The organism is Bradyrhizobium sp. Bra64 (genome assembly GCF_024519875.1).
Classification (GTDB): Bacteria; Pseudomonadota; Alphaproteobacteria; order Rhizobiales; family Xanthobacteraceae; genus Bradyrhizobium; species Bradyrhizobium japonicum_G.
Window position 1 is genome coordinate 1165126 of the sequence record NZ_JALJRD010000001.1, and the last position, 26057, is coordinate 1191182.

34 protein-coding genes and 1 riboswitch are annotated in these 26057 nt (G+C 64.6%); of the genes, 12 read left to right on the forward strand and 22 right to left on the reverse strand.

Translation table 11 applies throughout. The features are described 5' to 3' along the window. Positions 1-6: 6 nt before the first annotated feature. Positions 7-408 carry a DoxX family protein gene (locus NR187_RS05590; RefSeq protein WP_249129123.1) on the reverse strand — a complete coding sequence of 134 codons (402 nt, stop codon included), beginning with the start codon at positions 406-408 and terminating at the stop codon, positions 7-9. A 187-nt stretch (positions 409-595) separates the two neighbouring features. Here NR187_RS05590 and NR187_RS05595 point away from each other — a divergent pair, with 187 nt between their 5' ends. Both NR187_RS05595 and NR187_RS05600 read left to right on the forward strand, forming a co-directional pair. Next, a complete protein-coding gene (locus tag NR187_RS05595; RefSeq protein ID WP_256805943.1) occupies positions 596-2011 on the forward strand; it encodes a S8 family serine peptidase in 1416 nt (471 codons plus the stop codon). Between the two features lie 44 nt (positions 2012-2055). After that, the gene (locus NR187_RS05600; RefSeq protein WP_211384424.1) at positions 2056-2298 is read left to right on the forward strand and encodes a hypothetical protein; all 243 of its coding nucleotides are present in this window, start codon (positions 2056-2058) and stop codon (positions 2296-2298) included. A 5-nt stretch (positions 2299-2303) separates the two neighbouring features. Here the strand turns inward: NR187_RS05600 and NR187_RS05605 are convergent, their stop codons facing one another. Together NR187_RS05605 and NR187_RS05610 are read right to left on the reverse strand one after the other, a co-directional pair. After that, positions 2304-2654, reverse strand: coding sequence for a hypothetical protein (locus NR187_RS05605; RefSeq protein WP_256805944.1), 351 nt, complete (start codon positions 2652-2654; stop codon positions 2304-2306). A 132-nt stretch (positions 2655-2786) separates the two neighbouring features. Then, positions 2787-3848: an alpha/beta fold hydrolase gene (locus NR187_RS05610; protein ID WP_211384426.1), complete on the reverse strand. Its 1062-nt coding sequence runs from the start codon at positions 3846-3848 to the stop codon at positions 2787-2789. Between the two features lie 125 nt (positions 3849-3973). Here NR187_RS05610 and NR187_RS05615 point away from each other — a divergent pair, with 125 nt between their 5' ends. Continuing rightward, positions 3974-4240, forward strand: a complete 267-nt coding sequence (locus NR187_RS05615) for a DUF2277 domain-containing protein (RefSeq protein WP_211384427.1) — start codon at positions 3974-3976, stop codon at positions 4238-4240. Positions 4241-4336: 96 nt separating this feature from the next. Then, positions 4337-4546 (forward strand): hypothetical protein, encoded by a 210-nt coding sequence (locus tag NR187_RS05620; RefSeq protein ID WP_211384428.1) that lies wholly within the window; start codon positions 4337-4339, stop codon positions 4544-4546. A 3-nt stretch (positions 4547-4549) separates the two neighbouring features. On the opposite strand, the gene NR187_RS05625 is transcribed toward NR187_RS05620, so the two are convergent. After that, complete coding sequence (locus NR187_RS05625) at positions 4550-5059, reverse strand: collagen-like protein (RefSeq protein ID WP_256805945.1); 510 nt, start codon at positions 5057-5059, stop codon at positions 4550-4552. Between the two features lie 152 nt (positions 5060-5211). Between NR187_RS05625 and NR187_RS05630 the strand changes: the two genes are divergently transcribed. Beyond that, entirely contained in the window at positions 5212-5493 is a 282-nt protein-coding gene (locus NR187_RS05630; RefSeq protein WP_211384430.1) for a hypothetical protein, read from the forward strand. 9 nt (positions 5494-5502) lie between these two features. On the opposite strand, the gene NR187_RS05635 is transcribed toward NR187_RS05630, so the two are convergent. Continuing rightward, positions 5503-5751: a helix-turn-helix domain-containing protein gene (locus NR187_RS05635; protein WP_211384431.1), complete on the reverse strand. Its 249-nt coding sequence runs from the start codon at positions 5749-5751 to the stop codon at positions 5503-5505. A 216-nt stretch (positions 5752-5967) separates the two neighbouring features. Further along, the gene (locus tag NR187_RS05640; RefSeq protein ID WP_256805946.1) at positions 5968-6735 is read right to left on the reverse strand and encodes an SDR family NAD(P)-dependent oxidoreductase; all 768 of its coding nucleotides are present in this window, start codon (positions 6733-6735) and stop codon (positions 5968-5970) included. A 277-nt stretch (positions 6736-7012) separates the two neighbouring features. Between NR187_RS05640 and NR187_RS05645 the strand changes: the two genes are divergently transcribed. Next, on the forward strand, positions 7013-8575 hold the full coding sequence (locus NR187_RS05645; RefSeq protein ID WP_256805947.1) for an outer membrane protein: 1563 nt from the start codon (positions 7013-7015) through the stop codon (positions 8573-8575). A gap of 171 nt (positions 8576-8746) precedes the next feature. After that, a complete protein-coding gene (locus NR187_RS05650; protein ID WP_256805948.1) occupies positions 8747-9232 on the forward strand; it encodes a J domain-containing protein in 486 nt (161 codons plus the stop codon). 6 nt (positions 9233-9238) lie between these two features. Here NR187_RS05650 and NR187_RS05655 read toward each other — a convergent pair whose 3' ends face one another. From NR187_RS05655 to NR187_RS05670, 4 genes are all read right to left on the reverse strand, one after another. Continuing rightward, positions 9239-9877 (reverse strand): hypothetical protein, encoded by a 639-nt coding sequence (locus NR187_RS05655; protein WP_256805950.1) that lies wholly within the window; start codon positions 9875-9877, stop codon positions 9239-9241. Positions 9878-9971: 94 nt separating this feature from the next. Then, positions 9972-10223, reverse strand: a complete 252-nt coding sequence (locus NR187_RS05660; RefSeq protein WP_211384436.1) for a hypothetical protein — start codon at positions 10221-10223, stop codon at positions 9972-9974. 241 nt (positions 10224-10464) lie between these two features. Beyond that, positions 10465-10725, reverse strand: coding sequence for a hypothetical protein (locus NR187_RS05665; protein WP_211384437.1), 261 nt, complete (start codon positions 10723-10725; stop codon positions 10465-10467). Positions 10726-10880: 155 nt separating this feature from the next. After that, a complete protein-coding gene (locus NR187_RS05670; RefSeq protein ID WP_211384438.1) occupies positions 10881-11264 on the reverse strand; it encodes a RidA family protein in 384 nt (127 codons plus the stop codon). Between the two features lie 518 nt (positions 11265-11782). Here NR187_RS05670 and NR187_RS05675 point away from each other — a divergent pair. Further along, a complete protein-coding gene (locus NR187_RS05675; RefSeq protein WP_211384439.1) occupies positions 11783-12217 on the forward strand; it encodes a hypothetical protein in 435 nt (144 codons plus the stop codon). Between the two features lie 216 nt (positions 12218-12433). Here the strand turns inward: NR187_RS05675 and NR187_RS05680 are convergent, their stop codons facing one another. Both NR187_RS05680 and NR187_RS05685 read right to left on the reverse strand, forming a co-directional pair. After that, positions 12434-13129, reverse strand: a complete 696-nt coding sequence (locus NR187_RS05680; RefSeq protein ID WP_256805951.1) for a glutathione S-transferase family protein — start codon at positions 13127-13129, stop codon at positions 12434-12436. Between the two features lie 66 nt (positions 13130-13195). Further along, a complete protein-coding gene (locus NR187_RS05685) occupies positions 13196-13846 on the reverse strand; it encodes a glutathione S-transferase family protein (protein WP_256805952.1) in 651 nt (216 codons plus the stop codon). A gap of 160 nt (positions 13847-14006) precedes the next feature. On the opposite strand from NR187_RS05685, the gene NR187_RS05690 reads away from it, so the two are divergent. Then, positions 14007-14735, forward strand: coding sequence for an SDR family oxidoreductase (locus NR187_RS05690; RefSeq protein WP_256805953.1), 729 nt, complete (start codon positions 14007-14009; stop codon positions 14733-14735). A gap of 121 nt (positions 14736-14856) precedes the next feature. On the opposite strand, the gene NR187_RS05695 is transcribed toward NR187_RS05690, so the two are convergent. From NR187_RS05695 to NR187_RS05730, 8 genes are all read right to left on the reverse strand, one after another. Beyond that, the gene (locus NR187_RS05695) at positions 14857-15369 is read right to left on the reverse strand and encodes a mismatch-specific DNA-glycosylase (protein ID WP_256805954.1); all 513 of its coding nucleotides are present in this window, start codon (positions 15367-15369) and stop codon (positions 14857-14859) included. A 76-nt stretch (positions 15370-15445) separates the two neighbouring features. Further along, positions 15446-16432, reverse strand: a complete 987-nt coding sequence (locus NR187_RS05700; protein ID WP_256805955.1) for a DUF2971 domain-containing protein — start codon at positions 16430-16432, stop codon at positions 15446-15448. A 30-nt stretch (positions 16433-16462) separates the two neighbouring features. Beyond that, positions 16463-18361, reverse strand: a complete 1899-nt coding sequence (gene thiC / locus NR187_RS05705; RefSeq protein WP_256805956.1) for a phosphomethylpyrimidine synthase ThiC — start codon at positions 18359-18361, stop codon at positions 16463-16465. A 168-nt stretch (positions 18362-18529) separates the two neighbouring features. Further along, positions 18530-19138, reverse strand: a complete 609-nt coding sequence (locus NR187_RS05710) for a thiamine phosphate synthase (protein ID WP_256805957.1) — start codon at positions 19136-19138, stop codon at positions 18530-18532. Then, positions 19125-19907: a thiazole synthase gene (locus tag NR187_RS05715; RefSeq protein ID WP_256805958.1), complete on the reverse strand. Its 783-nt coding sequence runs from the start codon at positions 19905-19907 to the stop codon at positions 19125-19127. Before NR187_RS05715 ends, NR187_RS05710 begins: the two co-directional genes overlap by 14 nt. Before the next feature lie 4 nt (positions 19908-19911). Then, positions 19912-20109, reverse strand: a complete 198-nt coding sequence (gene thiS, locus NR187_RS05720) for a sulfur carrier protein ThiS (protein ID WP_211384447.1) — start codon at positions 20107-20109, stop codon at positions 19912-19914. 7 nt (positions 20110-20116) lie between these two features. Further along, positions 20117-21136: an FAD-dependent oxidoreductase gene (locus tag NR187_RS05725; RefSeq protein WP_256805959.1), complete on the reverse strand. Its 1020-nt coding sequence runs from the start codon at positions 21134-21136 to the stop codon at positions 20117-20119. After that, a riboswitch (TPP riboswitch) is annotated at positions 21124-21251 on the reverse strand. Its footprint overlaps the gene before it by 13 nt. A gap of 52 nt (positions 21252-21303) precedes the next feature. Beyond that, a complete protein-coding gene (locus NR187_RS05730; protein ID WP_211384449.1) occupies positions 21304-21837 on the reverse strand; it encodes a lytic transglycosylase domain-containing protein in 534 nt (177 codons plus the stop codon). Positions 21838-22072: 235 nt separating this feature from the next. Between NR187_RS05730 and NR187_RS05735 the strand changes: the two genes are divergently transcribed. Further along, on the forward strand, positions 22073-22291 hold the full coding sequence (locus tag NR187_RS05735; RefSeq protein WP_211384450.1) for a hypothetical protein: 219 nt from the start codon (positions 22073-22075) through the stop codon (positions 22289-22291). A 2-nt stretch (positions 22292-22293) separates the two neighbouring features. On the opposite strand, the gene NR187_RS05740 is transcribed toward NR187_RS05735, so the two are convergent. Both NR187_RS05740 and NR187_RS05745 read right to left on the reverse strand, forming a co-directional pair. Continuing rightward, positions 22294-23622, reverse strand: a complete 1329-nt coding sequence (locus NR187_RS05740; protein WP_256805960.1) for an ATP-binding protein — start codon at positions 23620-23622, stop codon at positions 22294-22296. Between the two features lie 13 nt (positions 23623-23635). Continuing rightward, positions 23636-24406, reverse strand: coding sequence for a response regulator (locus NR187_RS05745; protein ID WP_211384452.1), 771 nt, complete (start codon positions 24404-24406; stop codon positions 23636-23638). A 180-nt stretch (positions 24407-24586) separates the two neighbouring features. Between NR187_RS05745 and NR187_RS05750 the strand changes: the two genes are divergently transcribed. Continuing rightward, complete coding sequence (locus tag NR187_RS05750) at positions 24587-25138, forward strand: hypothetical protein (protein ID WP_256805962.1); 552 nt, start codon at positions 24587-24589, stop codon at positions 25136-25138. A gap of 224 nt (positions 25139-25362) precedes the next feature. After that, positions 25363-25905 carry a PRC-barrel domain-containing protein gene (locus NR187_RS05755; protein WP_256805963.1) on the forward strand — a complete coding sequence of 181 codons (543 nt, stop codon included), beginning with the start codon at positions 25363-25365 and terminating at the stop codon, positions 25903-25905. The last annotated feature ends 152 nt before the right edge of the window (positions 25906-26057 follow it).

Genomic DNA, 26057 nt, shown 5'->3' on the forward strand with positions numbered 1-26057 from the left:
AGGATATCATTCCCCGGCCTGGTCGCTATCCCATTTCTCACGGCGCCACGGCCAGTCGACCACGCCAGCACAATACAGAGCCCACCAGATCAGGACCGGCTGAAGCACCAGCCGTGGCCCGTGGTACAGCCAACTGTTGGGGATGGGTGGCAGGTCGATGCCCTGCAGGGCGTGCCTGATGTTCGCCGGCCACACACAAAGCGCATAGAGCGCAAGTGCGACGCCCGCCCACCAGCGCAGCGGCTTCGTCACCAGCGCGATGGCACCTGCGATCTCGCAGACGCCGGTGACGAGGATGACCTGCATCGCAAAGGGGACCCAGCGCGGCGTGATTGCGAGCAGCTTGTCCGGAACCCAGAGATGCGCGATGCCCGCAGCCAGATAGAATGCCGCGAGAACGAAGCGCATGACGGTGCGTGTCCGATCGTTGGTGCGATTGATATCCATCAGCCGAAATAGCATGCGCGGCAGGGAGTGACCACCGAATGTCGCAGCGAGCGGGAGTAGCACAATCGGATGGTTCAGGTAGCGTTGAATACCAATTTCGCTTATAACGCGTGAGATAATTTTTCGATTTTAAAGAAAGGAATTCGCCATGGCCCCCACGCAGGCAATGCGGGTCGCGGGCGATGGGCCGCGCCGTCGCAAGCACGTCCCGGGACAGTTGATCGTTCGGTTGAAGCCGTCCGCCGTGCGGCAGATCGTGGCGATGTCACTTCAGGCGACGACGCCGCGTGCGCTGATGGCCGCGATGCCCGATGAAGTCAGAGGTCCGATCGATTTTCTGCACGACAAGCTCGGGCTTCAGTCGATGAAGCCGCTGTTCGTGGTCGATGGCGGTGATGCACCCGCGCGGCCGCAGGCGATGGCTTTGGCCGCGGTTCATCGCGCGATGGCACGCTCCGCAACGGCGGCTCCGCGGGAGGCGCTGGCCGGATTTCAGATCGTGCAGGTGAAGGACAGGAAGATGGACGAAGGAGTCCTGAAGCGCCTGCGTGCCTCCAGGGCGGTGGACCTGGTCGAGCCCGTTCCCAACCGATGGCTCAGTGCCGCGGCCGATCCCATGAAGATTCGGCAGTGGGGCCTTCGCGCCATCAGGTGGTTCGACAGACCGCGGCCAGGTGCGGGGCGGGTTCACGTTGCCGTGCTCGACAGTGGTGTCGACGCCCGACATCCCGATCTCGCAGAAACGATCGAGGAATATCGTCACGACGGCAACGTCGCGCGCGATTTCCTCGGCCATGGCACCCATGTCAGCGGCACGATCGCGGCCGTGGTCAATAATTCGGCCGGCATCGCAGGCGTGGCCAATTGCCGTCTGCATTGCTGGAAGGTGTTTGACGATCCCAAGCGCCCAGGCGACGACGAGAACTTCAACTTCGAGTTCTACAGCAAGGCGCTCGCGGCTGCGCTCGATTCCAGCATCAAGGTCATCAACCTCAGCATTGGGGGTGAGGACCATTCGAAGGCGGAAGCGACGATCTTCGCCGAACTGATCGATGCCGGCGTCGTCATCTCCACCGCCATGGGCAACGAGTTCGAGGACGGCAACCCGAAGGAGTATCCGGCGGGCTACGCGGACACGATCGGAGTTGGCGCCGTCGACGAGTCCCATCGGCGCGCCTCGTTCTCCAACACGGGGAAGCACATCAAGCTGGTCGCCCCGGGGGTCAACATCCTGTCGACGGTACCCCGGGTGAAGGCAAGCTTCGCCGACCATACCAGCTACGATTCCTGGCCCGGAACGTCGATGGCAACGCCGCATGTCACGGGTGCCGCCGCACTCGTCTATATCAACAGGCCGAAATCCAGGGCGGCCGGGCTTGCGGTCGCCAGGCGCCTGATCGCGACCGCGACGAAATTGCCGGCGATGCGGGGAAGGGATTTCACGCAAGAATATGGTGCCGGCCTCCTGGACGTTGCCGCTGCGCTCGGCCGTGCAAAGACGGGCAGGAAAATCGGCAGGAAAACCGGCAAGAAAACAGCCAAAGCGAGGAAGGGACGAAAATAGGTCTGCGACCTTGAACGGGCGCCGCGAACGGCTAGCTTCTCGGTATGTCCGTGCAGTTCAAATTCCACGATCGTGTCGATCAGCGCCGGCGGCGCATGATCATCAAGACGCTCGGCGATGCCGGCTATGTCGCCGAGAACCTGTTTCCGGGCCAGAAGCGGCAAAACCTCGCGGCGATCTTCACCGTCGCTGAGGCCGACGCCAAGTCCGTTCGCGCCGCGCTCGTCGATTTCGGCGATGACATCGAATATGTAGAGGCCGCGCCCAGGCGAGACCTTAAGGCCTGAGTGATCTACACCGCATCCGCCGGCACGAAGCAGCTGATGATGATGGCGCCGCGGTGGTGGACGTACCACACGACGGCCTGTCCGACCGGATTGCCGCGGTCGCGGATGATGGCGCGGTCGGGCACCTCCATCCATTGTCCCTCGATCGGCACCCAATAGTTGCCGCCCCGCACATCGTACTCGGTACGATGGCCGTCGGAAATGTCGCAGCAGGGCACGCCGTTCGGTGCGATCACACTCTTGAACCAGGCGCGTATGTCGGGCGGCACGTGGTCGTATTGGCCATTGTCAAACGCGAACGCGGCGCTCGTCAGCGCCATCGCGGCCAGCCAAACGCACAGCGCGAGCCTGTGCATGCGATCCTCCGTCGCGTTCGATTCGTGTCGTTGATGCGATTAAGCCCGAGCTGTCAGCTCATTGCATGCTCAAATAATATGCGGCGCCGAGGCGCCGCATATGATGCGTTGCGATACGAGCGGCCTGCCGCGTTACATCGTCCGCTGCGGTGCGGTCTGCAGCAATTGCCTGATCTGCTCGACATAGAATTTCGCGTTGCCGGTGGTACCGTGGCCGCGGGTCTCGGTGCTTGCGGGGATCAGATACAGCTTGCCGTTCTTGACCCGCTTCATCGCAGCGTCCGTGATGCCGGTCTCGGGCGGGTTGCGCTCGTCGTCGGCGGAATTGATCAGCAGCAGCGATGCCTCGATCTGCTCCAGCTTCTCGCCGGCATTGTAGTCGTGCGAGGACTCCCATTGATAGACGAAGTCGTTCGCATCAGCCGTGATCGGCGTCGCCAGCCGTTCGTCGACGATCTTGTCGGCCTTGGCTGCCGTCGGCGCCTGCGATTGATAGGCCAGCGTTCCGCCGATGCTCGCGATGCCGTAGGCGGTGACGGCGTATTTCATCATGCGCGGCTGGCTGGTGTAATTGCCGCCATTGTAGTCGGGATCGCTGCGGATGGTGTCGAGCATGATCCGCCGCAGCATCCAGTTGCGCGACGCCATCTCGGTCGGCTGCGAGGCCATCGGGACCAGCGCGTCCATTGCCTTCGGATATTTCTCGCCCCACAGCCAGGTGTGCATGCCGCCCATCGAATTGCCGATGACGAGCCGCAGATGCTTGACCCCGAGCCCTTCCGTCACCAGGCGATATTGCGCCTCGACCATGTCGTCGTAATCGTATTTTGGGAAGCCCGCCTTCATCCCGTCGGACGGCTTCGACGATTTGCCATGGCCGATATTGTCGGGGATGATGATGTAATATCTGGACGCGTCGAGCGGCTGCCCCGCGCCGAACAGCTCGCCGGCAAAGGCGGGCGACAGCATGCTCGCGCCCGAGCCGCCGGTGCCATGCAGCACCAGCACCGGCTGGCCGGTCGGCTCTCCGACGGTGGTGTAGTGCAGCTTCAGTTCCGGCATGGTCTCGCCGGTGTGGAACTTGAAATCCCTGGCGATCCAGTCGCCCTGCTTGGGCGCCGGGTAGTCGGCGGCCATGGCGGGTATTGCGATGGACAGCAGGATGGCCGACAGCGCTGCGCAAGAAGCTTTCATGTTTCTCTCCCCATGCGGCTCGTATCCGGCGGCCGCGTTGGGGCGGAACTTAGCAGAATTGTCCGGAAGGATGTAGGATTTCCCTTCCGCCGATCGTCCTCGAGGGAAATGTCCGGAGAGCCTGCATGTGCCGCAACATCAAGACGTTGTTCAACTTCGAGCCACCCGCGACGGAGGACGAGATCCACGCCAGCGCGATCCAGTTCGTGCGAAAACTGTCCGGCTTCAACAAGCCGTCGCAGGCCAACCAGGCCGCCTTCGACCGCGCCGTCGCGGAGGTCTCGGAGGCCGCGCGAAAACTCCTGACGTCGCTGCACACCCATGCGCCGGCGCGCGACCGCGAGATCGAGGCGGAGAAGGCCAAGGAGCGTTCGCGGCTGCGCTTCGGTTAGGCGGATCGAACGTCCGTTCCGTGACCTGGCTCACGGTCTGGAGCGCCTCAACTTGCAATGATGCTCGCCGGGGTTTTGACAGCCCGGAGCACGATCATGAACCGCCCCCTTCTTCCGCTGAAAGCAGGTGCCATCGCCTTCACGCTGCTGTGGACCGCGTGGATGATGTGGTGGAGCGGTTCGTTCTCGAGCGCGAACGTCGTGATCCTCGCCCTGTGCGGCGCGGCGGTCGGCTATCTCTGGTACCGCGCCATGCGCTGGCAATTCGAGCGCATGGGCATGCTGCCGCGGCGTGAGGACCAGTAGCCGCTAATCCTTGTTGCCGTGCTTCTTCTTTTTCTTCTTTTTCCTGTGATCGTCGCCTTCGCTGCCGTCGTCCTCGTCATCGAGGGGTACGTCGTCGGCCTCCTGCACGGCGGCCTCCAGCGCCGCGCGCTCGGCAGCTTCATGCTCGCGCTGGCGGCGGCGTTCATCCCAGGCGTCGAAAAGCTGATCGAGCCACGGCAGCACCTGCTCGATCGACGGCAATGGGCCGGGCGGCCCGGGTTCGCCGCGCGGGCCTTGCGGCCCCGCCGGTCCCTGCGGTCCGATCGATCCCTGTGCTCCGGCGGCCCCGCGCGGGCCGGCTTCGCCCTGCTTGCCCTGCGGACCGGGCTTGCCCAACGGTCCGGCCTTTCCGATCGGGCCCGGCTTGCCCTGCGGTCCCGGCTTGCCGCGCGCGCCATCCGGCCCCCGCTTGCCCGGATGACCCTGCGGGCCCGGCCGACCCGGTTCGCCCTGCCGCCCTCGCGGTCCCTGCCGTTTCTGTTCGTCTGCCACGCCACTGCTCCCTTGACCGGAAGCAAGCTACTTAGCGGCGTTTGACGACGGCAGCAATTCCGCCCGGGCAATGCGCAGGGCTTGATCAACATCAATCGGCGGCACGAGGCGCCGTGTCATTGATCGTGCGCAGTCCCGGCAAGGAGCGACCGATGCGCGTAGCGTGGAACGTCTTTTGCCTGTTCGCTGTCATCCTCGTGGCCGCGCTCGGCCTCGCTCACCTGCTGGTGCCAGACATCGTGCCGGTCGCATTCGCCGAGGAGCCGCAGCCGACATGGGCGGTCATGACGGCCTTCCTGCTCCGCACGATCGAGATGATCGCAGCGGCGGTTGCGATCATCTCACTTGCACTCTTAGCCGTCGCACATCTGCGGCACGAGCTGCGACGCTGGTCGCGCGGTGCATCGTCACGCAAGGCGTCGCAGGCGGACTGACGTCACGCGCTAGTCGTGATAGGCAGGCACCTCGATGCCGGAAGCGGCATAGATCCTGATCTTGTTGCGCAGCGTCCGCACCGACAGGCCGAGCACGCGCGATGCGCGCGTCCGGTTGCCGTCGCAGCGCGCAAGCGTCTGGAGCACGAGCTCGCGCTCGACCTCGCCGACGGTCGCGCCGATCAGCAATGGAACGATCTGGTTGGGTGCAAGGAAATATGCGCCCGGTTCGGACGCAGCGACATGAACAGTGGTCATCGACTCACTCCCCGATCAACGCCCGCTTCCGTCTTTGGAAGCGGATCGAGAACAAACGACCCCCAAGCCGTAGATCTACGGTGGGCGGGTTTGGTTAACGAAAGGTTAACCGCGGGCGATCGCACCAATTGACCTCAGGAATACCCCGAAGCCGCCGCGATTGGCACGGATTGCATATTCCCGCGAGCATACTTCGCGTCAAAAAGCAGCCATCGCTCACACCGTTCGATATCCGCCATCCACCATCACGATCGTTCCCGTGACGTAAGACGACAGGTCCGAGGCAAGGAAGACTGCGGGGCCAACGATGTCCTCGGGCTTGCCGGTGCGCGCCAGCGGGGTGTGGTCGACGAAGGCCTGCACCAGCGCCGGATTGGTGGCGCGCACATTGGCGTTGATGTTGGTCTCGATGAAGCCGGGCCCGATCGCGTTGACGCGCACGCCGTCCCTGCCGAGCTCGACCGCGAGCGCCTTGGTGAAGCCGAGCACGCCGTGCTTCGAGGTGGTGTAGGCCGCCGAGCTCGGCGTGCGCAGATGCACGAAGGACTGGATCGAGCCGATATTGACGATACGGCCCTTGGCTGCGCGCAACGGGCTGAGGAACGCCTGCGTCATATTGAAGACGCCGTTGAGATTGAGCGAGATGATGTCGTTCCAGTCCTTCGCCACCGTCTCGGTCTCCGCGGTGAAGGCGTTGCGGCGGGTGATGCCGGCATTGTTGACGAGGATCGAAACCTGCCCGACCTTGTCGGCGACTTGCTTTGCCAGTGCAAAGCAATCCTCGCGTCTTGTCACGTCCAGCGCAAAGCTCTCGGCCCTGCCGCCGGCCTTGCGGATCTCCGAGGCGGCTTCCGCGACGGTGTTGGCGTTGACATCGAGCAGCACCACTTGCGCGCCCTCGCGGGCGTAGCCGGCCGCGATGGCGCGGCCGATGCCGGACCCGGCGCCCGTGACGACGGCGATGTGGTTTTGGAGAAGCGGCATGGGGTTTCCTCGGCTGTTTGTTTCGAATGTTGGCGGCAAGACTAGTTGAAAACCGAAGCGACGAAAACGTCGCGCGGCGCTCGCGCCTCATGCAATCGCGGCGAGGACACCCCTGTGTATGTGGCAAAGATGCCACGCCACCGCAGAAAGGGCGCCGGTTCGTGCCTGTCCAATCCGCGGTCGTTTGCGTCCAAGAAGTCTGGAGCCGCTGGCCTCACATCTTGTTCCGGACATATGGGGCCGCGACGATTCCGCGCGCCAATGGGGACAGGGGCGCATGAAGAAAGTCACATGCGGAAGTGCGGCGCTGATCGCGCTCGCGGTGATGGGGCGTGCCCTGGCGGCGGATATCGGGGCCGCGCCCGTCGACAAGGCCGCGCCGGCAGCGGCGTCGCCCTGGAGCGGCTTCTATGCCGGTCTCGGGTTTGGCTTCCGCGCCTCGCGCACCGACGCCACGACGACATCGGAGACGATCGCCGGCATCCCGCAAAATCTGGCGGATGGCCGGCCGACCGCCGCGTCCTTCGACGGGCTCGGCTTTCGCACCAGTTCCAATGTCGGATTCAACTGGCAATTTGCCCCGCAATGGGTCGCAGGCCTTGAGGGTGATGTCGGCTTCGCCGACCAGTCGACCACGCGCCAGTCGCAGGCGTTCTCGCCCGGCTTCAGCTTCTTTGCCCGGCCGCCCGATAGACTGACGGTGAAGACCGATTGGGACGCCAGCCTGCGTGCGCGTCTCGGCTTCCTGCTCACACCCGCCACGCTGGCCTATGCGACCGGCGGCGTCGCCTGGCAGCGCAGCGAATTCAGTTCGATCTGTGCCATCGACGGCTGTCTTGACTTTGGCCTCTCGCCCTCCGTGATCTCGGCCTCACGCATCCAGGCCGGCTGGACCGTCGGCGGCGGCATCGAGACTGCGCTTGGCGGCAACTGGATTGCACGTGCCGAATATCGCTATGCCGATTTCGGCGCGACGCCTTTCACCATTGCACGAACCGGCCCTTCCGGTTCACCCCTCAATCCGACCTCGGACAATTTCGATCTGAAAATGCGGACTCACAATGCCTCGTTCGGCGTGGCCTACAAATTTGACGACCCGATCGTGGCAGGAGCGCAGGCAGCGATCACCAAGGCAGCGCCGATCGCGACGTCGTGGACCGGCCCCTATTTCGGTCTTGGTCTCGGTGCCCGCGCGCTGCAGGCGAATGCGGCGGCGAGATCGGAAGTGTTTGGCGGTGCGCCGATCCCGATTGCTGAGCATGTCGTGCCGTTCAACGGCACCGCGTTCCGCGCCAGCCCCTATGCCGGCGTCAACTGGCAATTCGCGCCCAAATGGGTTGCCGGTATCGAGGGCGACGCCGGCTTTGCCGACCGGAGCGCCACGCTTGCCGGATATCCGGTGTCGCCTGCCTTCGGCACCTTCCACGAGGCCGCCGATTCCCTTGTGGTGAAGACAACATGGGACGCGAGCCTGCGAGCGCGTCTCGGCTTCCTGGTGACGCCGGCGACGCTGCTATTCGCGAGCGGCGGTGCTGCGTGGCAGCATGACGAGGTGACCTCGACCTGCGGGAGCGCACCCTGCCGGACCTTGTTCAATCTATCGCCGTCGGTGATAGCGAATTCCACGACGAAGCTCGGCTGGACCATCGGCGGCGGCCTGGAGACGGCGCTGGGCCATCACTGGCTGGCACGCGCCGAATACGGCTTTGCCGATTTCGGCACGTCGACTTACAGGATCAGCCGAACGTCGCACTTCGCGCCCAGCAACACCGTCGACACTTTCGATGTTACGCTGCGCAGCCACGTCGCGACCTTCGGTCTCGCGTATCAGTTCAATTGACCGGTGCCGGCTCCGGCCGCTTATCCGGTGGGTGGCGTGACGACGGCGATATGGTTAGCGAGCAATGCCATGACAATTTCGCTTCTAAGTTTCATGAAAAGCTAACTCGAAATTAAGGGGTCGGAAACGGCGGCCTTGGCATACTGTTCTTGATTGCTAAACGTTGCGCGCATGATGGAACGGCTTGAATCCTGGAAACTCGCTCTCGAACGCCTGCGGTCGGCGCAGCCGGCTGATTGGGCCGAGGCGGGCCGGCTCGTCGCCGAGATCGCGCGGATGAGCACCGACACCATGCTGCGCCAGGCGGCCGAGCAGGCGCTTCCGGTGCTGCGACAGGCCGTGGACAATGACGATCACGGCATCGCGCTGGCGGCCCAGCGCCGCATCGGCGTGGTTCTCGACGTCGTTCATGAACTGACCGCGCCGCGCTTCGGCCGCCGCAATTCCAAGCCGAAGAATCTGTCCAGCGAGGATCGTGCCCGCAAGATGCTCGGCCTGCCGCTCGCGGTGCAGCTCACCTGCGAGGACATCAACCAGGCCTATCGCCGCGCCGCCAAGGGCATGCATCCCGACCGGGGCGGCAGCGCGGAAGCCTTCATCGATCTCGCCGCCGCGCGCGATATCCTGATCCATCCCGGCGCGCACAAGGACGCGTGAGAGCGCTCAGCTCTTGTTCACGCAGCTCGGATAGGGCGCAGCTTCACCTGCGACGATCGGGCAGAGCTCGATCGGGCTGAGCTCGCGCAGACGCGCCTGCCAGCGCTCGTCATTGACCGGCGGCTCGTCGCTTTCGGGGCCGCGCTCGGCCCATTGGATGGTGTAGTAGTCGCTCGCGCCCTTGAGCGTGACCAGCAGCGCGGTCTCGGTGTGCCGGGTCGGGCCGCTATCGATGCGGCCGCAGCCGATCACCGCGACAAAACCTTCGAAGCGGCCGAAATTCGCGGCGCCGAGCGATTTTGCCGCGAAGCTGTCGGGGCAGGCGGATATGAAGCCGCCGGCGATCGAGCCCGCGAATTTCTCCGGCGATGCACCCGGCGTCAGCGTCATGCCCTTCTCGCCTGTCACGGTGATCATCTGGGTCCAGCGCTCGGGCGTCTCGCCCTTCAGCACCGCCTCGCGGATGTAGTGCCCGCCCTTGGTGTTCTCGAACACAACGACGAAATTCGACGGCATCGCGAAGCTGACGAGCTGACCGAAGATCGGCGAGATCACGCGGAAGGTTTGCGGCGCCTGCGCCTGGCTTGCGGAGGCGAGTGCGAAAGCAACGCCGAATATGGCGGCCGTCGTGGTGAGCGTGCGCATCGATTGATCCCGCAAGGAGTGGCTGGAAACGCGATCGGGCAAGGACGCTAGCATCGCATCCTTGCCCGACCCTTGTCGTCCGCCGATCGAAATCTTACCAGCTGCAGTGGCCGTCCTTCAACGCATGGTCCTTCAACATGAGCGCGTCGCCGAAGGTCGGCACGGTCGCGCTGACGCGAGCGTAGTCGGAGGGCCACGGTGTGGTCGGGATGCTCTCGTCCCAGATCTGGCAGAAACCGCCGTTCTGCCAGCGGATCAGATGATAGCCGGCTTCGGCCTGGCTGGTGGCTGCGAAGGCCGCAAGGGCAAGGCCCGCAGCAGCGCACAGCACGGAAATACGACGCATGATCAGCTCCTCAAATGAAAGTTGTGATGCGCCTCCCGACAATGACGGGGAGGGGTGGTGCGGGACGCTTTGGGGGTGCGCGCCCCGGACAAGATGTGAGTAGTTCCATCGGCGGGGCAGGTTCAAAGCGCGTGCGCCGGAAATGGGTGATTTGGCCCGGGAAAACCAGCGGCCCGTCGAAAGGAAAAAGGGCGGACCGCTCGCGCGATCCGCCCCTTGAATTCGATCTGGCGCGTCAGGCTCAGAGCGTGCAGCGGCGCTCCGCGCGCAGCTTGATCTGGAGGTCCGAGGCCGCGGTGAAGGTCGGGAGCGGCTTGCTGACGACCTTGTAGGTCGACACGCCCCACTGCAGCGGCTTGTACTTCAGGTCCTCGTTCCAGACCTGGCAGATGCCGGTGTTGTCCCAGCGGATCACGTAATAGCCGACCTTGGCCGAGGCCGGCACGGCGAAGACGGAGGTGGCGATGCCGGCAACGGCACAAAGGGCGAGAACGCGACGCATGAAATAATCTCCTTGTGGGGAAGGGTGACCCGAAAATTCGTGCGGTAAAAGCAGGTGCTTTGCAAGCCGGGGAGCGGCAGTTCACGGATATGTCAGATGGAGCCGCGCACTTGGTTTGGCCGAGTGCCCGGCAAGTCACACGTGCAAGGCGTGACTCACTTCGCCAGTGACGCCACTGCCTCGATCTCGATCAGCATCGTCGGACCGGGCAGCGCCTGCACCACGCAGGTGGTGCGTGCAGGGTAGGGCGGCGGGCCGAACGCGCCGGCATAGAGCGCGTTCATGGCGGCAACGTCCGAGGCGCGGGTCAGGAGCACGTTGACCTTGACGAGGTCGCGAATACCAGCGCCGGCCTCGTCCAGCACGCGCTTGATGTTGACGACGACGTTGGCGAACTGCGCCTCGAACCCGTCGGGCAGCGCGCCGGCTGCGTCGAAGCCGGGAATGCCGGAGACAAACAGGAGATCGCCGGCGCGCGTCGCAAAGGACAGCGGCGGCGCCTTGACGTGCGGCGGGGGCGCGAAATGCTGGATCGGCATGGGATCACCTCGGATGGGACGGTCGCGTGGCCCGCATCAGCGTAGCGGGATGCGGGCCAGTTGCAATCGGGATCGGGAGGGCCGGCGCAGAGGCAAAAGTAGAAAATGCGAAAACAACCCCATGCACAGTAGAGAAGTCGCTGGATTTCCTCGAATTCATTTAATCCGAAATATCGCTTGACCCGTCGGGCAAAACAGGAGCAGAATGGCATGATCGCGATGGTGCCGGTGTGGGCGGGAGTTCGCCTCTCCCCGCGTGCGGCCCTCCGGGGGAGACGCCGGAATCCATCCGCACCCGTCATTGCGAGCGCAGCGAAGCAATCCAGACTGCCACCGCGGGAAGATTCTGGATTGCTTCGCTGCGCTCGCAATGACGGAGAATGAGGACTTTCCGCGAACTCAAGTCGGCACCGCACTTGCGGAAACTCATACCATCATGTTGCCGCCGCGATCCATCGGATAGATTCGACCCGTCTGATTCGATTCCCTCCTTGAAAAATAGCCCCCGGAGACGCCCCATGAAGTTCGCATCCACCTTCCGCGCCGCGCTGGTCGCAATTGCCGCCCTTGCCGGGCTCTCGACCTCGGCAATGGCCGATGGCGGCACCGTGGTGCTGACGATCTACAAAGCGGGCTGGATCATCGGCGGTTCCGGCGGCTCGGGCATGCTGAACTTCCGCGGCCGCTCCTATTCGCTCTCCACCGGCGGGCTCGACTACGGCCTCGTGTTCGGCGGCTCCAAGACCGTGCTGCGCGGCCGCGTCTCCAACATCAACCGCCCCTCCGACGTCGCCGGTGTCTACGGCGCCGCCGGTGCCGGCCTCGCTGTCGGCCGCGGCGCCCGCGCCATCGTGCTGACCAACCAGAAGGGCGCGGTGCTGGAGCTGTCGGGCTACCAGACCGGCCTGATGGCGAATGCGGATCTCAGCGGGCTTGCGATCACGATGCGGTAGGGCACGCGGTGCCGTAGGGTGGGGAAAGGCGCGCAAGCGCCGTGCCCACCATCATCTCCGTCTCCGCAATTACAGGCCTCATCCTGAGGAGGCTGCGGAGCAGCCGTCTCGAAGGATGGCCGCGGGCGAAAGGGACGGTGGGCACGCTTCCGCCTTCGCTCTTCGAGCTACGGCGGACAAGTCGCTTTGCCCACCCTACGAGATACGAAGCCCGGCCTACGCTCCCGTCACCGCCGCATGAATCCGCGCGCAATGCGCGACGAGATTTGCATGCGCATCGACGAAGGCCTTCAGCGGCGTCGGGATTGGAAAGAAGAAAATGTTGGCGATGAAGCCGTAGATGCCGGCATCGACGCTGGTCGGCCGCTCGCCATGGACGAAGCCGTTCGCCGGCACGATCTCCGCCAGCACCTGCAGATCGGCGAGCCCTCGCGCGTAGGCCTGGTCGGGCGTGTAGCGGCCGATGCCCTGGTAATGATAGCGCAGTGCATTGTAGGCCTTCGCCTTCTCGAATCCGGCCGCGTCGATCTGCGGGTGCTGCGCGATGAAGCCGTCGCGGAACGCCGGATAGAAGCGGTCGTCCTTCCAGCGCGAATACGACATCACCCAGTAGAGGTCGTCGAGCATGCGCGTGACGAAATGATTGGTGCGGCGCTGCTCCGGCGATAATGCGGCATCGATGCCCAGGCGATATTTCGCGGTCGCGTGCGCGATGATGGTCTCGCTGTCGCCGATGGTCTCGCCGTCGTCGACGACGTAAGGCAGCTGCCCGCGCGGCGCGGCGGAGGCATCGAAGACGTGCTCGTGCACGAACGGCACGCCGGCGAGCTTGAGGAAGGCGTAGACCTTGAGGCCGTAACCGTTGTTGTCGGCGACGCCGAACAGTTCGGGATAGGAGTAGAGGGTCAGCATGGGACGCTCCTCTGCGTTGGGGATAGCATGCAGGGGAGCCGCGGCGGACGCAATGAGGGAGTGCCCCTACGAACGCGACGCCGCGGTGAACACCGCCAGCTGCGCATCGAACGCCCGCCTGAACGCCGGCCGCGCTTCGCCGCGGGCGACATAGGCGGCGATGTCAGGATATTCGTCCAGCAGGCCCGATGTGTGCAACCGGCGCAGCACGGTCACCATCATGAGATCACCTGCGCTGAACGCGCCGTCGAGCCAGTCGGCCGCGCCGAGGCGGCGGGACAATTCGCCGAGCCTGACACGGACGCGATCCTGCAGCATGGGCAGTCGCTCCGCGTACCAGCTCCTGTCGCGCTCGAACAGCATCGCCATTCCGAGCTCGACGACCGGCGGCTCCAGCGTGCTCAGCGCGGCGAACATCCACACGATCGCGCGGCTCCTGGCGTTGGCGTCGTCGGGCAGCAGCCCGGCATGACGCTCCGCGATATGGAGCACGATCGCGCCGGACTCGAACAGGGTGAGAGTGCCGTCCTCATAGGTCGGAATTTGCCCGAACGGATGCAACACAATGTGCGCGGGTTCCTTCATCGCCTTGAACGATACGAGGCGCACATTGTAGGGCTGGCCGACCTCTTCCAGCGCCCAGCGCACCCGCATGTCGCGGGCCTGTCCCCGGCCGCGGTCGGGAGAGCTTTCGAAGGCGGTGATGGTGGGATGCATCTGGGAACTCCGGAGTGAATGCGATTTGTCCAAAGGACGAACGGCCGACGCGGATTCCGACATGATGAGGCTTTGCCCGCGCGACGGTTTGGCGGCGTGATCCACTTCGCCAGGTCGCCCTGGATCGCTATACTGCCAATCTCAGCAGGATGGTGTGCCCATGGGAAACGAATTGGAAGGCAAGGTTGCCGCCGTGACCGGGGCCGCGTCCGGCATCGGATTGGCGAGCACCGAGGCGATGCTGGCCGCGGGCGCGCGCGTGGTGATGGTCGACCGCGACGCCGCCGCGCTCGAGGCGCTCTGCAACAAGCATGGTGACGCGGTGATTCCGCTGGTCGTGGACCTGCTGGATCCAAAAGACTGTGCATCGCTGCTGCCGCGCGTTCTGGAGAAGACAGGCAAGCTCGACATCCTGCATGCAAATGCGGGGACCTATGTCGGGGGCGACCTGGTCGATGCCGACACCACGGCGATCGACCGGATGCTGAACCTGAACGTCAACGTCGTGATGAAGAACGTGCACGATGTGCTGCCGCACATGATCGCGCGCCGGATCGGCGACATCATCGTCACGAGTTCGCTGGCGGCGCATTTTCCGACGCCATGGGAGCCGGTCTATGCGTCGTCCAAATGGGCGATCAACTGCTTTGTCCAGACGGTGCGGCGCCAGGTCTTCAAGCACGGCATCCGCGTCGGCTCGATCTCGCCCGGCCCGGTCGTCAGCGCACTGCTGGCGGACTGGCCGCCCGAGAAGCTGAAGGAAGCCAGGGACTCCGGCAGCCTGCTGGAGGCCAGCGACGTGGCCGAGGTCGTGATGTTCATGCTGACGCGGCCGCGCGGCATGACCATTCGCGACGTGGTGATGCTGCCGACCAATTTCGATCTTTAGTGTCCAGGATGCGTAGCTCTCGTAGGGTGGGCAAAGGCGCGCTCTTCGCGCGCCGTGCCCCACCGTTTTGCCGGATTTGTGGAGAGATGGTGGGCACGGCGCAAGAGCGCCTTTGCCCACCCTACGAAGCGATCCAAGCCGCGAGCTCCCGCCACGGCTCCAGCGTCCAATGCCCGGACGCCGCGCCGGACGGCGAGGGCAGCACGAACACCTCGGGCAAACTCTCGTCGCGCTGCTGCCGCCCGAGCGCAATCGCAGCCGACGGCCTGCCATAAAACAAACTCGCGGCCTTCTTGCTCGTGAACGCAATCGTCCGCGGCCGATATTTTTCGATCTTGGCCTTGAAGCCGGGTACGTCGATCGATGCAGCCTCGATCTGGTGATCCATCCCGGCGCCCGACTTGGACAGATCAGTGAAGCCGATCCCGAGCGCGATCAGCTCCGCGAACTCCCCCGGCTGATAGCGCCGCGGCGTGATGCCGGCCTCATGGATCGCGCGCCAGAAGCGATTGCCGGGATGGGCGTAGTAGTGCCCGCGCTCGGCCGAGCGCGTCGAGGCGGCGGTGCCGACGAAGACGAGGCGGAGGTTGGGGCGGAGCTGGTCGGGGAGGCGGTGGGATTGTGAGTCGGGCACGTCAACTATCCGCTTCTGTAGCCCGCATGGTCGTCAGCGACATGCGAGCCAGCAGCCAATCCCGACGCCGCTTAGCTCATCCTACCCGGAACGGTATCTTAGACGCTTCCAAGGACACCCCGTCGTAGCCCATTTGCTCGAGCAACGTACGGCCGGCCAACAAGGAGGTATCTGTAGCTCTGCCCGGGCCGGACCAAAGCTTTGTAATCGGCAGGCGATCAGGAAGGCTAGCGCGGCCCAAATGTTTCAACCGTTCTGAGGAGATATCCGCGGCGGGTGCTCCGAGCTTTAGCTCGACAAACGGAGCGAGGCCCGTTGATCTTGGCAAAAGTCGCACCTGCTCTTTCCAAGCTGGCATGAAGATAATTCGCCACTCTCGTTCTTCAAAGAATGCAGGGTTCTTGATCAACGGCGCAGCAGCTGTCGCACGCCACAGGAACATATGGGCCCAGTCGCGTCGATGTTCGTCGCGATCATTGACGGGTATAGTGGCAGCAACCTTCTGATACTCCGCAAGCCCCCATTGGAGCAGTTTTCGCACTACAGCTATCTGCCGCGAGGGCTCATAGATCACCGACGCTAATACAGCATCTAAACCTAACACGTACTGACCAAGCTGAACGCGGTCGAAGCCTATCGAGTAGCCGCCTTCCCCCCGCCCATATGCACGCCACTGATTAAGACTGTTTTCTTCGCTTGACAGGCAACTGACGAAATAGGGGCCAACGTGCTGCGGGCCAGCGAGGGCAACTGGGTCTTTGACTTCCTTCAGCAGACTGATCCTTAGCGGGTCAATTTCGCTCAAGAGAGCTTGGTCGATCTCCTGTGCTAGAAGGGATACCGCATGGAGATACTCGCTCGCATCGTTCAAAAAAGCGAGGTGGGTCGCGCGAAGCAGCCCGCTCTCTACGATGCCCTTTAAGCCTCCCGCATCAGTGTAGTGATATAAAGTTTGAGGCAGCTGTATGTCCCGATAAACCTCGTTCATCAGTGTCCAGACAGCCACCCGGATGGCAGAGTCCTGCTCCTGAGGAATCGGTCGTTGCGGAACGAAATCAAACATCGGGATACTCGAAGCTAGGTCGTTATTGCCTCACAACACCCGATTGCTCTCCTTCACCTTCTCCGCATCCAGATACAAGTTCTCACCCATTTCCTTGAACTTCGCGCTCATCTGCTTCATGCCGTCTTCGGCCGTGCCGGCCATCGACATGCCGACGCTGTTCGGATCGTTCAGCGTCGCCGCATAATCCCGCACGTCCTGCGTAATCTTCATCGAGCAGAATTTCGGGCCGCACATCGAGCAGAAATGGGCGACCTTGTGGGCTTCCTTCGGCAGGGTCTCGTCGTGGAAGTTCTTGGCGGTATCGGGGTCGAGACCGAGGTTGAACTGGTCGCTCCAGCGGAAGTCGAAACGGGCGCGAGAGAGCGCGTCGTCGCGCAGTTGCGCTGCCGGGTGGCCCTTGGCGAGATCGGAGGCATGGGCGGCGATCTTGTAGGTGATGACGCCGACCTTGACGTCGTTGCGATCGGGCAGGCCGAGATGCTCCTTCGGCGTGACGTAGCAGAGCATGGCGCAGCCGAACCAGCCGATCATGGCCGCACCGATGCCTGAGGTGATGTGGTCGTAGCCCGGCGCGATGTCGGTGGTCAGGGGCCCGAGGGTGTAGAACGGCGCCTCGCCGCATTCCTTGAGCTGCTTGTCCATGTTGATCTTGATCTTGTGCATCGGCACGTGGCCGGGGCCTTCGATCATGACCTGGCAGCCCTTGTCCCACGCGACCTTCGTCAGCTCGCCGAGCGTTTCGAGTTCGGCAAACTGGGCGCGGTCGTTGGCATCCGCGATCGAGCCCGGACGCAGGCCGTCGCCGAGCGAGAACGAGACGTCATACTTGCGCATGAGGTCGCAGATCTCGTCGAAATGGGTGTAGAGGAAGCTTTCCTTGTGATGCGCCAGGCACCACTTCGCCATGATCGAGCCGCCTCTGGAGACGATGCCGGTGACGCGGCTGGCGGTGAGGTGGATGTATTGCAGGCGCACGCCGGCGTGGATGGTGAAATAGTCGACGCCCTGTTCGCACTGCTCGATCAGCGTGTCCTTGTAGAGCTCCCAGGTCAGCTGCACCGGATCGCCGTTGCACTTCTCCAGCGCCTGGTAGATCGGAACGGTGCCGATCGGCACCGGCGAATTGCGCAGGATCCATTCGCGGGTGGTGTGGATGTTGCGTCCCGTCGAGAGGTCCATCACGGTGTCGGCGCCCCAGCGGATCGCCCATACCATCTTCTCGACCTCCTCCTCGACCGACGACGTCACCGCCGAGTTGCCGATATTGGCGTTGATCTTGGTCAGGAAGTTGCGGCCGATGATCATCGGCTCGAGTTCACTGTGGTTGATGTTGCAGGGGATGATGGCGCGGCCGCGCGCGATCTCGCTGCGGACGAACTCCGGGGTGATGAAGGCGGGGACTTCCGCGCCAAAGCTTTCGCCGTCGGCGAGGGCTGCTTCCGCGCGCTCGAGCTGCTCCTTGCGGCCGAGGTTTTCGCGGGCGGCGACGTAGATCATCTCCTTGGTGATGATGCCGGCGCGGGCGAATTCGAGCTGCGTGATCTTGTGGCCGTCGAGGCCGCGCAAGGGCTGGTGATAGGCCGAGAAGGCGCGCGCGGCCTTGTCGGTGGAGACGCTGCCGTTGTCTTCCGGCTTGATCTGGCGGCCCGCATATTCCTCGACGCCGCCGCGTTCCAGCACCCAGGCCTTGCGGCCGCGCGCGAGGCCGGCGTTGACGTCGATGGTGACGGACGGATCGGTGTAGGGACCGGAGGTGTCGTAGACCGGCAGATTCGGCTCGCCCGCGCCCTCGGACAGGATGATCTCGCGCAGCGGCACGCGCAGCTCGGGCGCGGCGTCGGGGGACGCGAAGATTTTTCGCGACGAGGGCAGCGGGCCGGTGGTGACGGCGGGGACGGTCTTGTCGGGATTGGAGCGGATGTTCATGGGATCCTCCGGTTTAATTCTGGTGGGCGTGCGTACGGGCGACGCCGGTGAGTTCTTGTTCCGTCATTGCGAGCGCAGCGAAGCAATCCAGAAATGCTTCCGCGGAAGCAGTCTGGATTGCCTCGTCGCAAGTGCTCCTCGCAATGACGGGTGGAGAGAGAGTGGGCATCACGCCGCCTCCGCGGACAGGCCGAGCCATTGTTTGACCCGCGCGTCCGGGTCGGCATTCTGGGTGACGTCGCTGACGACGGCGATGGAATCCGCACCCGCGGCAAAGATCTCCGTGGCGTGCTCGAACTTGATGCCGCCGATCGCGACCAGCGGGATGCTGCCGATACGCTGCTTCCATTCCGCGATCTTCGGAATGCCCTGCGGCTCGAAGCGCATCGATTTGAGGGTGGTGAAGAAGATCGGGCCGAGCGCGACGTAGTCGGGTTCTGCGGCGAGCGCGGTCTCGAGCTCCGTATCGTCATGAGTGGAGACGCCGAGGAGAAGGCCGGCCTCGCGAATGGACTTGAGGTCCGCATCGGCGAGGTCTTCCTGGCCGAGATGCAGGTACTTTGCACCGGCGACGATCGCCGCACGCCAATAGTCGTTCACGACGAGCTTTGCCTGCGTGCCGTTGGTGATGGCCAGCGCGTCGGTGACGATCTGGAGCGCTTCGGCGTCGTTCAGATCTTTCGAGCGCAGTTGAATCGTGCCGACGCCGAGCTGCGTCAGGCGCTCGACCCATTTGAGGCTGTCGACGACGGGATAAAAGCGATCAGGATACGGCATGCCAGAACGGGGTCCCAACGACAGGGGTTGAAGGGGAGGCGAAGTCGCGGGCGTTCATCAGCCCGGCCTCAAAGGCGGTGCGGCCGGCATCACAGCCCAAGCGGAAGGCGTTGGCCATGGCGACGGGATCGGCGGCTTTGGCGATGGCGGTGTTGAGCAGCACGGCGTCATAGCCGAGCTCGAGCGCCTGCGCCGCGTGGCTCGGCGCCCCCAGGCCGGCGTCAACCACCAGCGTGATGTCGGGCAGCCGCTCGCGCAGCAGCCTGAGCGCATCGCGGTTGGTGATGCCTTTGGCGCTGCCGATGGGGGCGGCCCACGGCATCACCACCTTGCATCCGGCATCGACCAGGCGGCTCGCGACCGAGAGATCCTCGGTGCAATAGGGGAACACTTCAAAGCCGTCCTTGATCAGGATGGCGGCGGCCTCGACCAGGCCGACAACGTCGGGCTGCAGCGTGTCGTTGTCGGCGATGACTTCGAGCTTGATCCAGGACGTGCCGAACAGCTCGCGCGCGAGCTTGGCGGTCGTCACCGCCTCGCGCACGCTGCGGCAGCCGGCGGTGTTCGGCAGCACGGCGACGTCGAGCTCGCGGATCAGCTTCCAGAACGCGTCCCCGGTCTTGCCGCCGGCGGCCTCGCGCCGCAGCGACACCGTGACGATGTTCGAGCCTGAGGCGCGGATCGCCCCCTGCATGATCGCAGGCGAGGGATAGAGCGCGCTGCCGATCAGCAGGCGCGAGGCGAAGGTCTTGCCGTAGAAGGTCACCATGTTCTCACCCTCCCTGCCGCGGCGTGATGATCTCGATCTCGTCGCCTGCCTTGAGGTGGGTCTCGGCCCAGCGGCTTTTCGGCACGACGTCGAAGTTGAGCGCAATCGCGAAATGGGTGCCCTCGTAATCGAGCTCGGACAGCAGCGCATCGACGCTGGCCGAGTTCACCTCGCGCTGCTCGCCGTTGATGATCAAACGCATTGGACGATCACGCGCATTGCATCACCTCATTGTCGATCTGGCCGCGCTGGACGTACTGCAACGTCAGCTCGGCGAGCGCGGGCGCGATCAGGAAGCCGTGGCGATAGAGCCCGTTGACGCTGATCCTGCCGCCGCGAATGCCGATACGCGGCAGATTGTCGGGGAAGGCCGGCCGCAGGCCCGAGCCGAATTCGACGATGCGGGCCTCGCCGAAGGCGGGATGCACGGCATAGGCCGCGCCGAGCAGCTCGAGCGCCGAACGGACGCTGACGCCGGTGTCCTCGGCCTCGATCGAGGTCGCACCCAGCATGAACAGGCCTTGCTCGCGCGGGATCACATAGAGCGGCCAGCGCGGATGGATCAGGCGCACCGGGCGCGAAAGCTCGACCTCGCCGGTCTCGATCAGGATCATCTCGCCCTTGACGCCGCGAAGCTCCGGCTGCTCGTCGCGCGCGGCCAGGCCGCGGCAGTCGATCACGATGCCGTCGAGGTCTTGCAGATCTTGGGCGGAAACGTCGCTGGAGAATTTGATGGTGCCGCCGGCAGCTTTGATGCGCTCGTGCAATTTGGGCAGCACGCGGCGCGGCTCGACATGGCCCTCGGTCGGGAAGAACAGCGCGTCGCGGAAGCGGCCCTCCAGCGACGGCTCGAGCTCGGCGAGGCCTGCGGCATCGAGCCGGCGGTGTCCCCCGGTCATCCGGGCAAAGCGCTCGAAATCGTTGCGCTCGCGCGGGTGGGCGACGACGAGCGAGCCGTTGAACGGCGTATCCGGCAATTCGCGCCGCCAGATGTCGAGCGAGCGCAGGCCGAGCCTGGAAATGACGGGTTCGGCGACCTCCGCCTCGCACCAGGGCGCCAGCATGCCGCCGGCCCAATGGCTGGTGGCGTCGGTCATCGCCGCGTCACCGCGCTCGTGTAGCGTCACGGCATGGCCGGCCTGCGCGAACAGCAGTGCCTGCCATGCGCCCGCAATGCCTGCGCCGATGATGGATACCGGGGAATCCGGTCGCTTGGTCGTCTGCAACATCCCTGTCCCTTCGCCGGCATGACCCGGATCAGGTTCAAAGGGTCACCGCGGTCCTGGGCGGATTGCCCATTTAGCGGTATCTCAGCTCCTCCTCGGAGCACCCCTCGGAACGGCTCTAATGTATGCCAGTGGGGCGTGGTGTCAATGTATGTTGCCGGGAACCGGGGTTACTTCGGCGCCTGGGCGCGAGCGTTGCGGACGCGCTGGGCGAGCTTCCTGTGCGGCGTCGCGCCGAACATGGGCTGCGGATTGCCGTTCGGCTCGAGCCAGGTCTCGCCGACATTGGCGACCTGCACGGCCTCCTGCCGCTGCCGTTTTGCGGCGTAGTAGTAGCCGCCCGCGAAATAGCGCACGGCGCGGGCATGGTCGCCATTGGCGGCGTGATAGGCGCCGGCGAGGTATTTCACGGCATAGGTGAGGTTGGTGTTGGGATCGCGCAGCCCGGCGGCATCGCCGGTGTAGCCAACCCCGCGAGCGGTCGCGAGCTTGATCTGCATCAGCCCGATGGTGCCGCCACGGCCGACGAGGCCGGGCTGATAGCGGCTCTCGCGCATGATCACGCGATGCACCAGCGCCTCCGGCACGCCGTTGGCGCGGGCATGGGCCGCGACCATCTCGGCGTATTCGGCTTCGCCCGCGAACGCGGCCTGCGGTAACACCAGTCCGGCCGCGAGCAGCGCGGCAACGCGTAAAATTTTCATCGGATATCCCGGATGTCCCTGAGCAACCTGCGCCCGGCCTGCCGTTAGGCCTTCCGAACGCGGCGATGATGTGGCCAAACGCCGTCGTTCTCGTTTTCGCAGCGCCGAGCCGCTATTACGACTCAATGCCGGCGCAAGAGTTCCCTCAGGCAGGACAGCTCGCGACAGCACGCCTGTCTATTCGCGCAAGCCTGCGAAAGCGAGTATGCAAGCGCTGCAAATCGGGAGAGGTGCCATGACAAAAGCAACCATGGTCGAAGCCAGCACCGGCGACATCCCCAAGCAGAACCCCTGTGCCCAGTGCGGCGCGCCGATCGCGCAGCCCGACTGGATCGAGCCGGGCGAGGGGCGCGTCTCGTATCTCTGGACGTGCCACGCCTGCAGCTATCGCTTCGAGGCGATCGCGATCTTCGATGAGCCTGCGGCCATCGCGTATCCGCCACTCGCAGCCTGAGATCAAGCCGCCAGCCGCGGCTGCTGCCACACCGGCAATTGCATCCGCACGATCAGGCCGTGCGGCTCGCGGTCGTGCAGCGAGAGCTCGCCGCCATGGGCGATCGCGATCGCGCGCGCGATCGACAGGCCGAGCCCGAAGCCGGTGGACTCGTCCATGGTGCGCGCGTCGTCGCCGCGCACGAACGGCTCCAGCATCTCCTGCTTGCGCGCATCCGAAATGCCGGGACCGTCGTCCTCGACGTCGATGACGAGTTTCGTGCCCGACATCTCGAGGCGGATCGTGACCTCGGCACCGAAGCGCACCGCGTTCTCGACGAGGTTGGTGACGCCGCGATGCAGATCGTCGGGCCGCGCCGCGGCGGTCGCGCAGAGCGGGCCGTCATAGTGCACGACATGGCCCATGTCGCCGAACTGGTCGGCGATGAGCTGCAGCGTGCTCGCGATGTCGACCAGCGTCACCGCCTCGATCTTGCGGTCGTTGCGCAGCAGCGACAGCACCGATTCCAGCATCGAGCGCATCTGGTCGAGGTCGATCAGCATGCGCTTGCGGTTGCCCTCGTCCTCGATGAACTCGGCGCGCAGGCGCAGCCGCGTGATCGGCGTGCGCAGATCGTGGCTGATCGCGGCCAGCATCCTGGTCCGATCCGACATCAGCCGCGCGATCCGCTCGTGCATGCGGTTGAGCGCGCGCGCGACCGAGCGGATCTCCTCCGGACCGCGCTCGGGCAGCGGCTCGCCGGCGACGTCGAGACTGAAATTTTCTGCGGCCTTGGCGAAGGACGACAGCGGCGCGGCCAGCGCATAGGCCGCCCACAGGCCGAGCATGGTGACGCTGATCAGCGCGAACAGCAGCGTGATCATCCACGGGCCGCCCCAGAATCGCGGCGGATAGGGTCCCTGCTCGACCCGGCCCGCGATCATGGTGCCGTCGGGCAATCCGATCGCAATCCGGTGCGTGCCGGCCTGCGGCGCCAGCGCCGTGACGCTGTATTGACGGCCGAGATGCCGGCGGACGTTGTGCACATGCGGGCCGTCGCTGTTCCCGGCGACCGAGGCGGTCCCTGGCGCCAGCAGCTCGATCCCGGCCTTCGGGAACGCTCGCGCGATATCGGCGAGGATGCGTGGCCGCTCGCCGGCATCGGCGCCGTCGAGGAGGAGGGCCGCATCGGCGAGCTGATGTGCGCTGTCGGGCGGTGGATCAGCGCGGTCCGGCCGGCTGATCAGGAAGCTGACGGTGAGGATCAGATGCAGCGCGACGATCGACGCCACCACCAGCGCGGCGATCTGTCCGCCGATGCTCTTGAGGTGGAAGAAGCGGAACGGCATCATGAGGGCCGCCCCACTAGTTGCCCAGGGGCGCCGCGATCGCTTCGTTGCTCGCCGCTTCAGTTCCAGCAGCTTCAGTTCTTGGCGTGAACAGATAGCCGCCGGAGCGCACCGTCTTGATGATGGTCGGATCGGCCGGATTGGGTTCGATCTTGCGGCGGATGCGGCTGACCAGCACGTCGATGGAACGCTCGAACGAGCCGGTGTTGCGGCCCTGCGTCAGGTCGAGCAGGCTGTCGCGCGACAGCACGCGGCCGGGCCGCTCGCAGAACGTGCGCAAGAGATCGAACTCGGCGCTGGTCACCGCGACGCGGGCGCCTTCCGGATTGCGCAGCTCGCGCAGGCGCAAATCGATGCGCCAGCCTTCGAAGGCGAGCGTGGAGGCCCCCTCGATCGAGCTCGCCGCCTGAGCGGCGGCCTGCCGGCGCAGCACCGCGTTGATGCGCGCGAGCAGCTCGCGCGGGTTGAAGGGCTTCGACAGATAATCGTCCGCGCCCATCTCGAGGCCAACGATGCGATCGACGTCCTCGCCCCGCGCGGTCAGCATGATGATCGGCGTCTGCCCCTCCGACCGCACCTTGCGGCACAGGCTGAGGCCGTCCTCGCCGGGCAGCATGACGTCGAGGATGATGAGGTCGACGCGATGATCGGCCATCGCGCGCGACATCTCGCGGCCGTCGCTCACGGCAGTGACGTTGCAGGCGTTGTTGCGCAGGTACTTCGCGATCAACGTCCGGGTTTCGCGGTCGTCCTCGACGACCAGGATGTTGGGATTGGGAATGGCCATGCGCTTTGTTTGTCCAAGATTCGGGCCAAATGGCGAAGATTTTTGTTTCGGATTGTTTCCATGGTCCACGCCGCAACACCGGGACATGACCTGGTCGTGGAGCGGCAAGGTCTCGTTAAGCCCGTTAACCATACCGTGACGGCGTTTGCTACGAAACCCCGCAAAACCCACGGAGCCATGATGACCTCGATTTCGGCGGCCTCCGCCGGTAACTACCAGTCGCCGCTGCAGCGACTGCAGCAGGAACTGCAATCGGAAGTTTCCGCCGGCACGGTTTCGTCGTCGGACCAGTCGGCGCTCTCGACGGCGCTGACCGACATCGACACGGCCTTGCAGTCGAGCCGGTCCAGCGACCGGTCGAGCGGCACGCCTCCCTCCAAGGACGAGCTTCAGTCGAAGATCGACGACCTCATCTCCAACGAGGTGTCGAACGGGACGCTGACCTCGGACCAGGCCGACGAGCTCAAGAACGTGTTTCAGTCCGCCTTCGCGAGCGGTCCCGGCGGCGCAGGCGGGCCGCCGCCCGGTCCGCCTCCGGATGACAGCTCTTCGGATTCGTCGTCGACGGATTCGACCAGCAGCACGTCGACCGACTCCACCACGGCGGAAATTCTCCAACAGTTCCTCCAGGCGCTGCAGCAGTCGCAATCGTCATCGTCGTCCTATGGCGCCAGCGGCAGCTCATCCGGCAGCTCGGATTTCTCGGCGCTTCTGATCGATTACAAGAGCTGACCTGAGCGACGCGGGTCGGCGCGTTCCTCGCCGCGGTCGTGCTTCACCCAGGGCGCACGGTCGTCGGCGGGGAACGGTGCGCTGCAAAATGTTCCTTAGTGATTCTGGAACAATCGCACGCGTTCACGCGCGCGCATCGCGCGACGAAATTGCAGCACGCAAGGAACTGCGAGTGATCAGCGCTGTTTTCTCCGTATCAGTTTTTTGCTGAAGGAGAGAACAATATGTTGATGAAATCGATCGCGGCCGGCCTCGCCGGAACCGCACTGCTCGCAACCGTTGCGTTCGCACAGAATCCGACCGCGACCACTGACAAGGCTCCGGCTGCCGTCGCCACGACGACGACCACGAGCGCGTCCGGGCAGTGGCGTACGTCCAAGATGGACGGCGTCAAGGTCTACAACGAGGCCAACGAGAACATCGGCTCGATCAACGACCTGCTGATGGACAAGAGCGGCGCCATCAAGATTGCCGTCATCGGCGTCGGCGGCTTCCTCGGCATGGGCGAGCATCTGGTTGCCGTGCCCTACGACAAGCTGAAGTTCGTCAATGAGGCCGTGGCCTATACCGGCGCGGCCGGCGCAAATCCGAACGCCAAGCCGGCCACCACCACGACCACGGGTGCTGCGACCGGCACCGAAAAGACCACGACCACGACCACGACCACGACGGCGACGGCCTCGTCGAAGTGGTATCCGGACCACGCCGTGTTCAACGCGACCAAGGACGAGCTGAAGAACATGCCCGAGTTCAAGTACTCGGAGTAATGCGGCTCTGACTGGCTAAACGAAGCGCGCCCGGTCTTGCCGGGCGCGCTGTCGTGTTTTTTCGTCTCCCGTCATCGCGGAGCACTTGCGACGAAGCAATCCGAAGCGGATGGATTTCTGGATTGCTTCGCTTCCGCCTTCGCTCTTCGAGC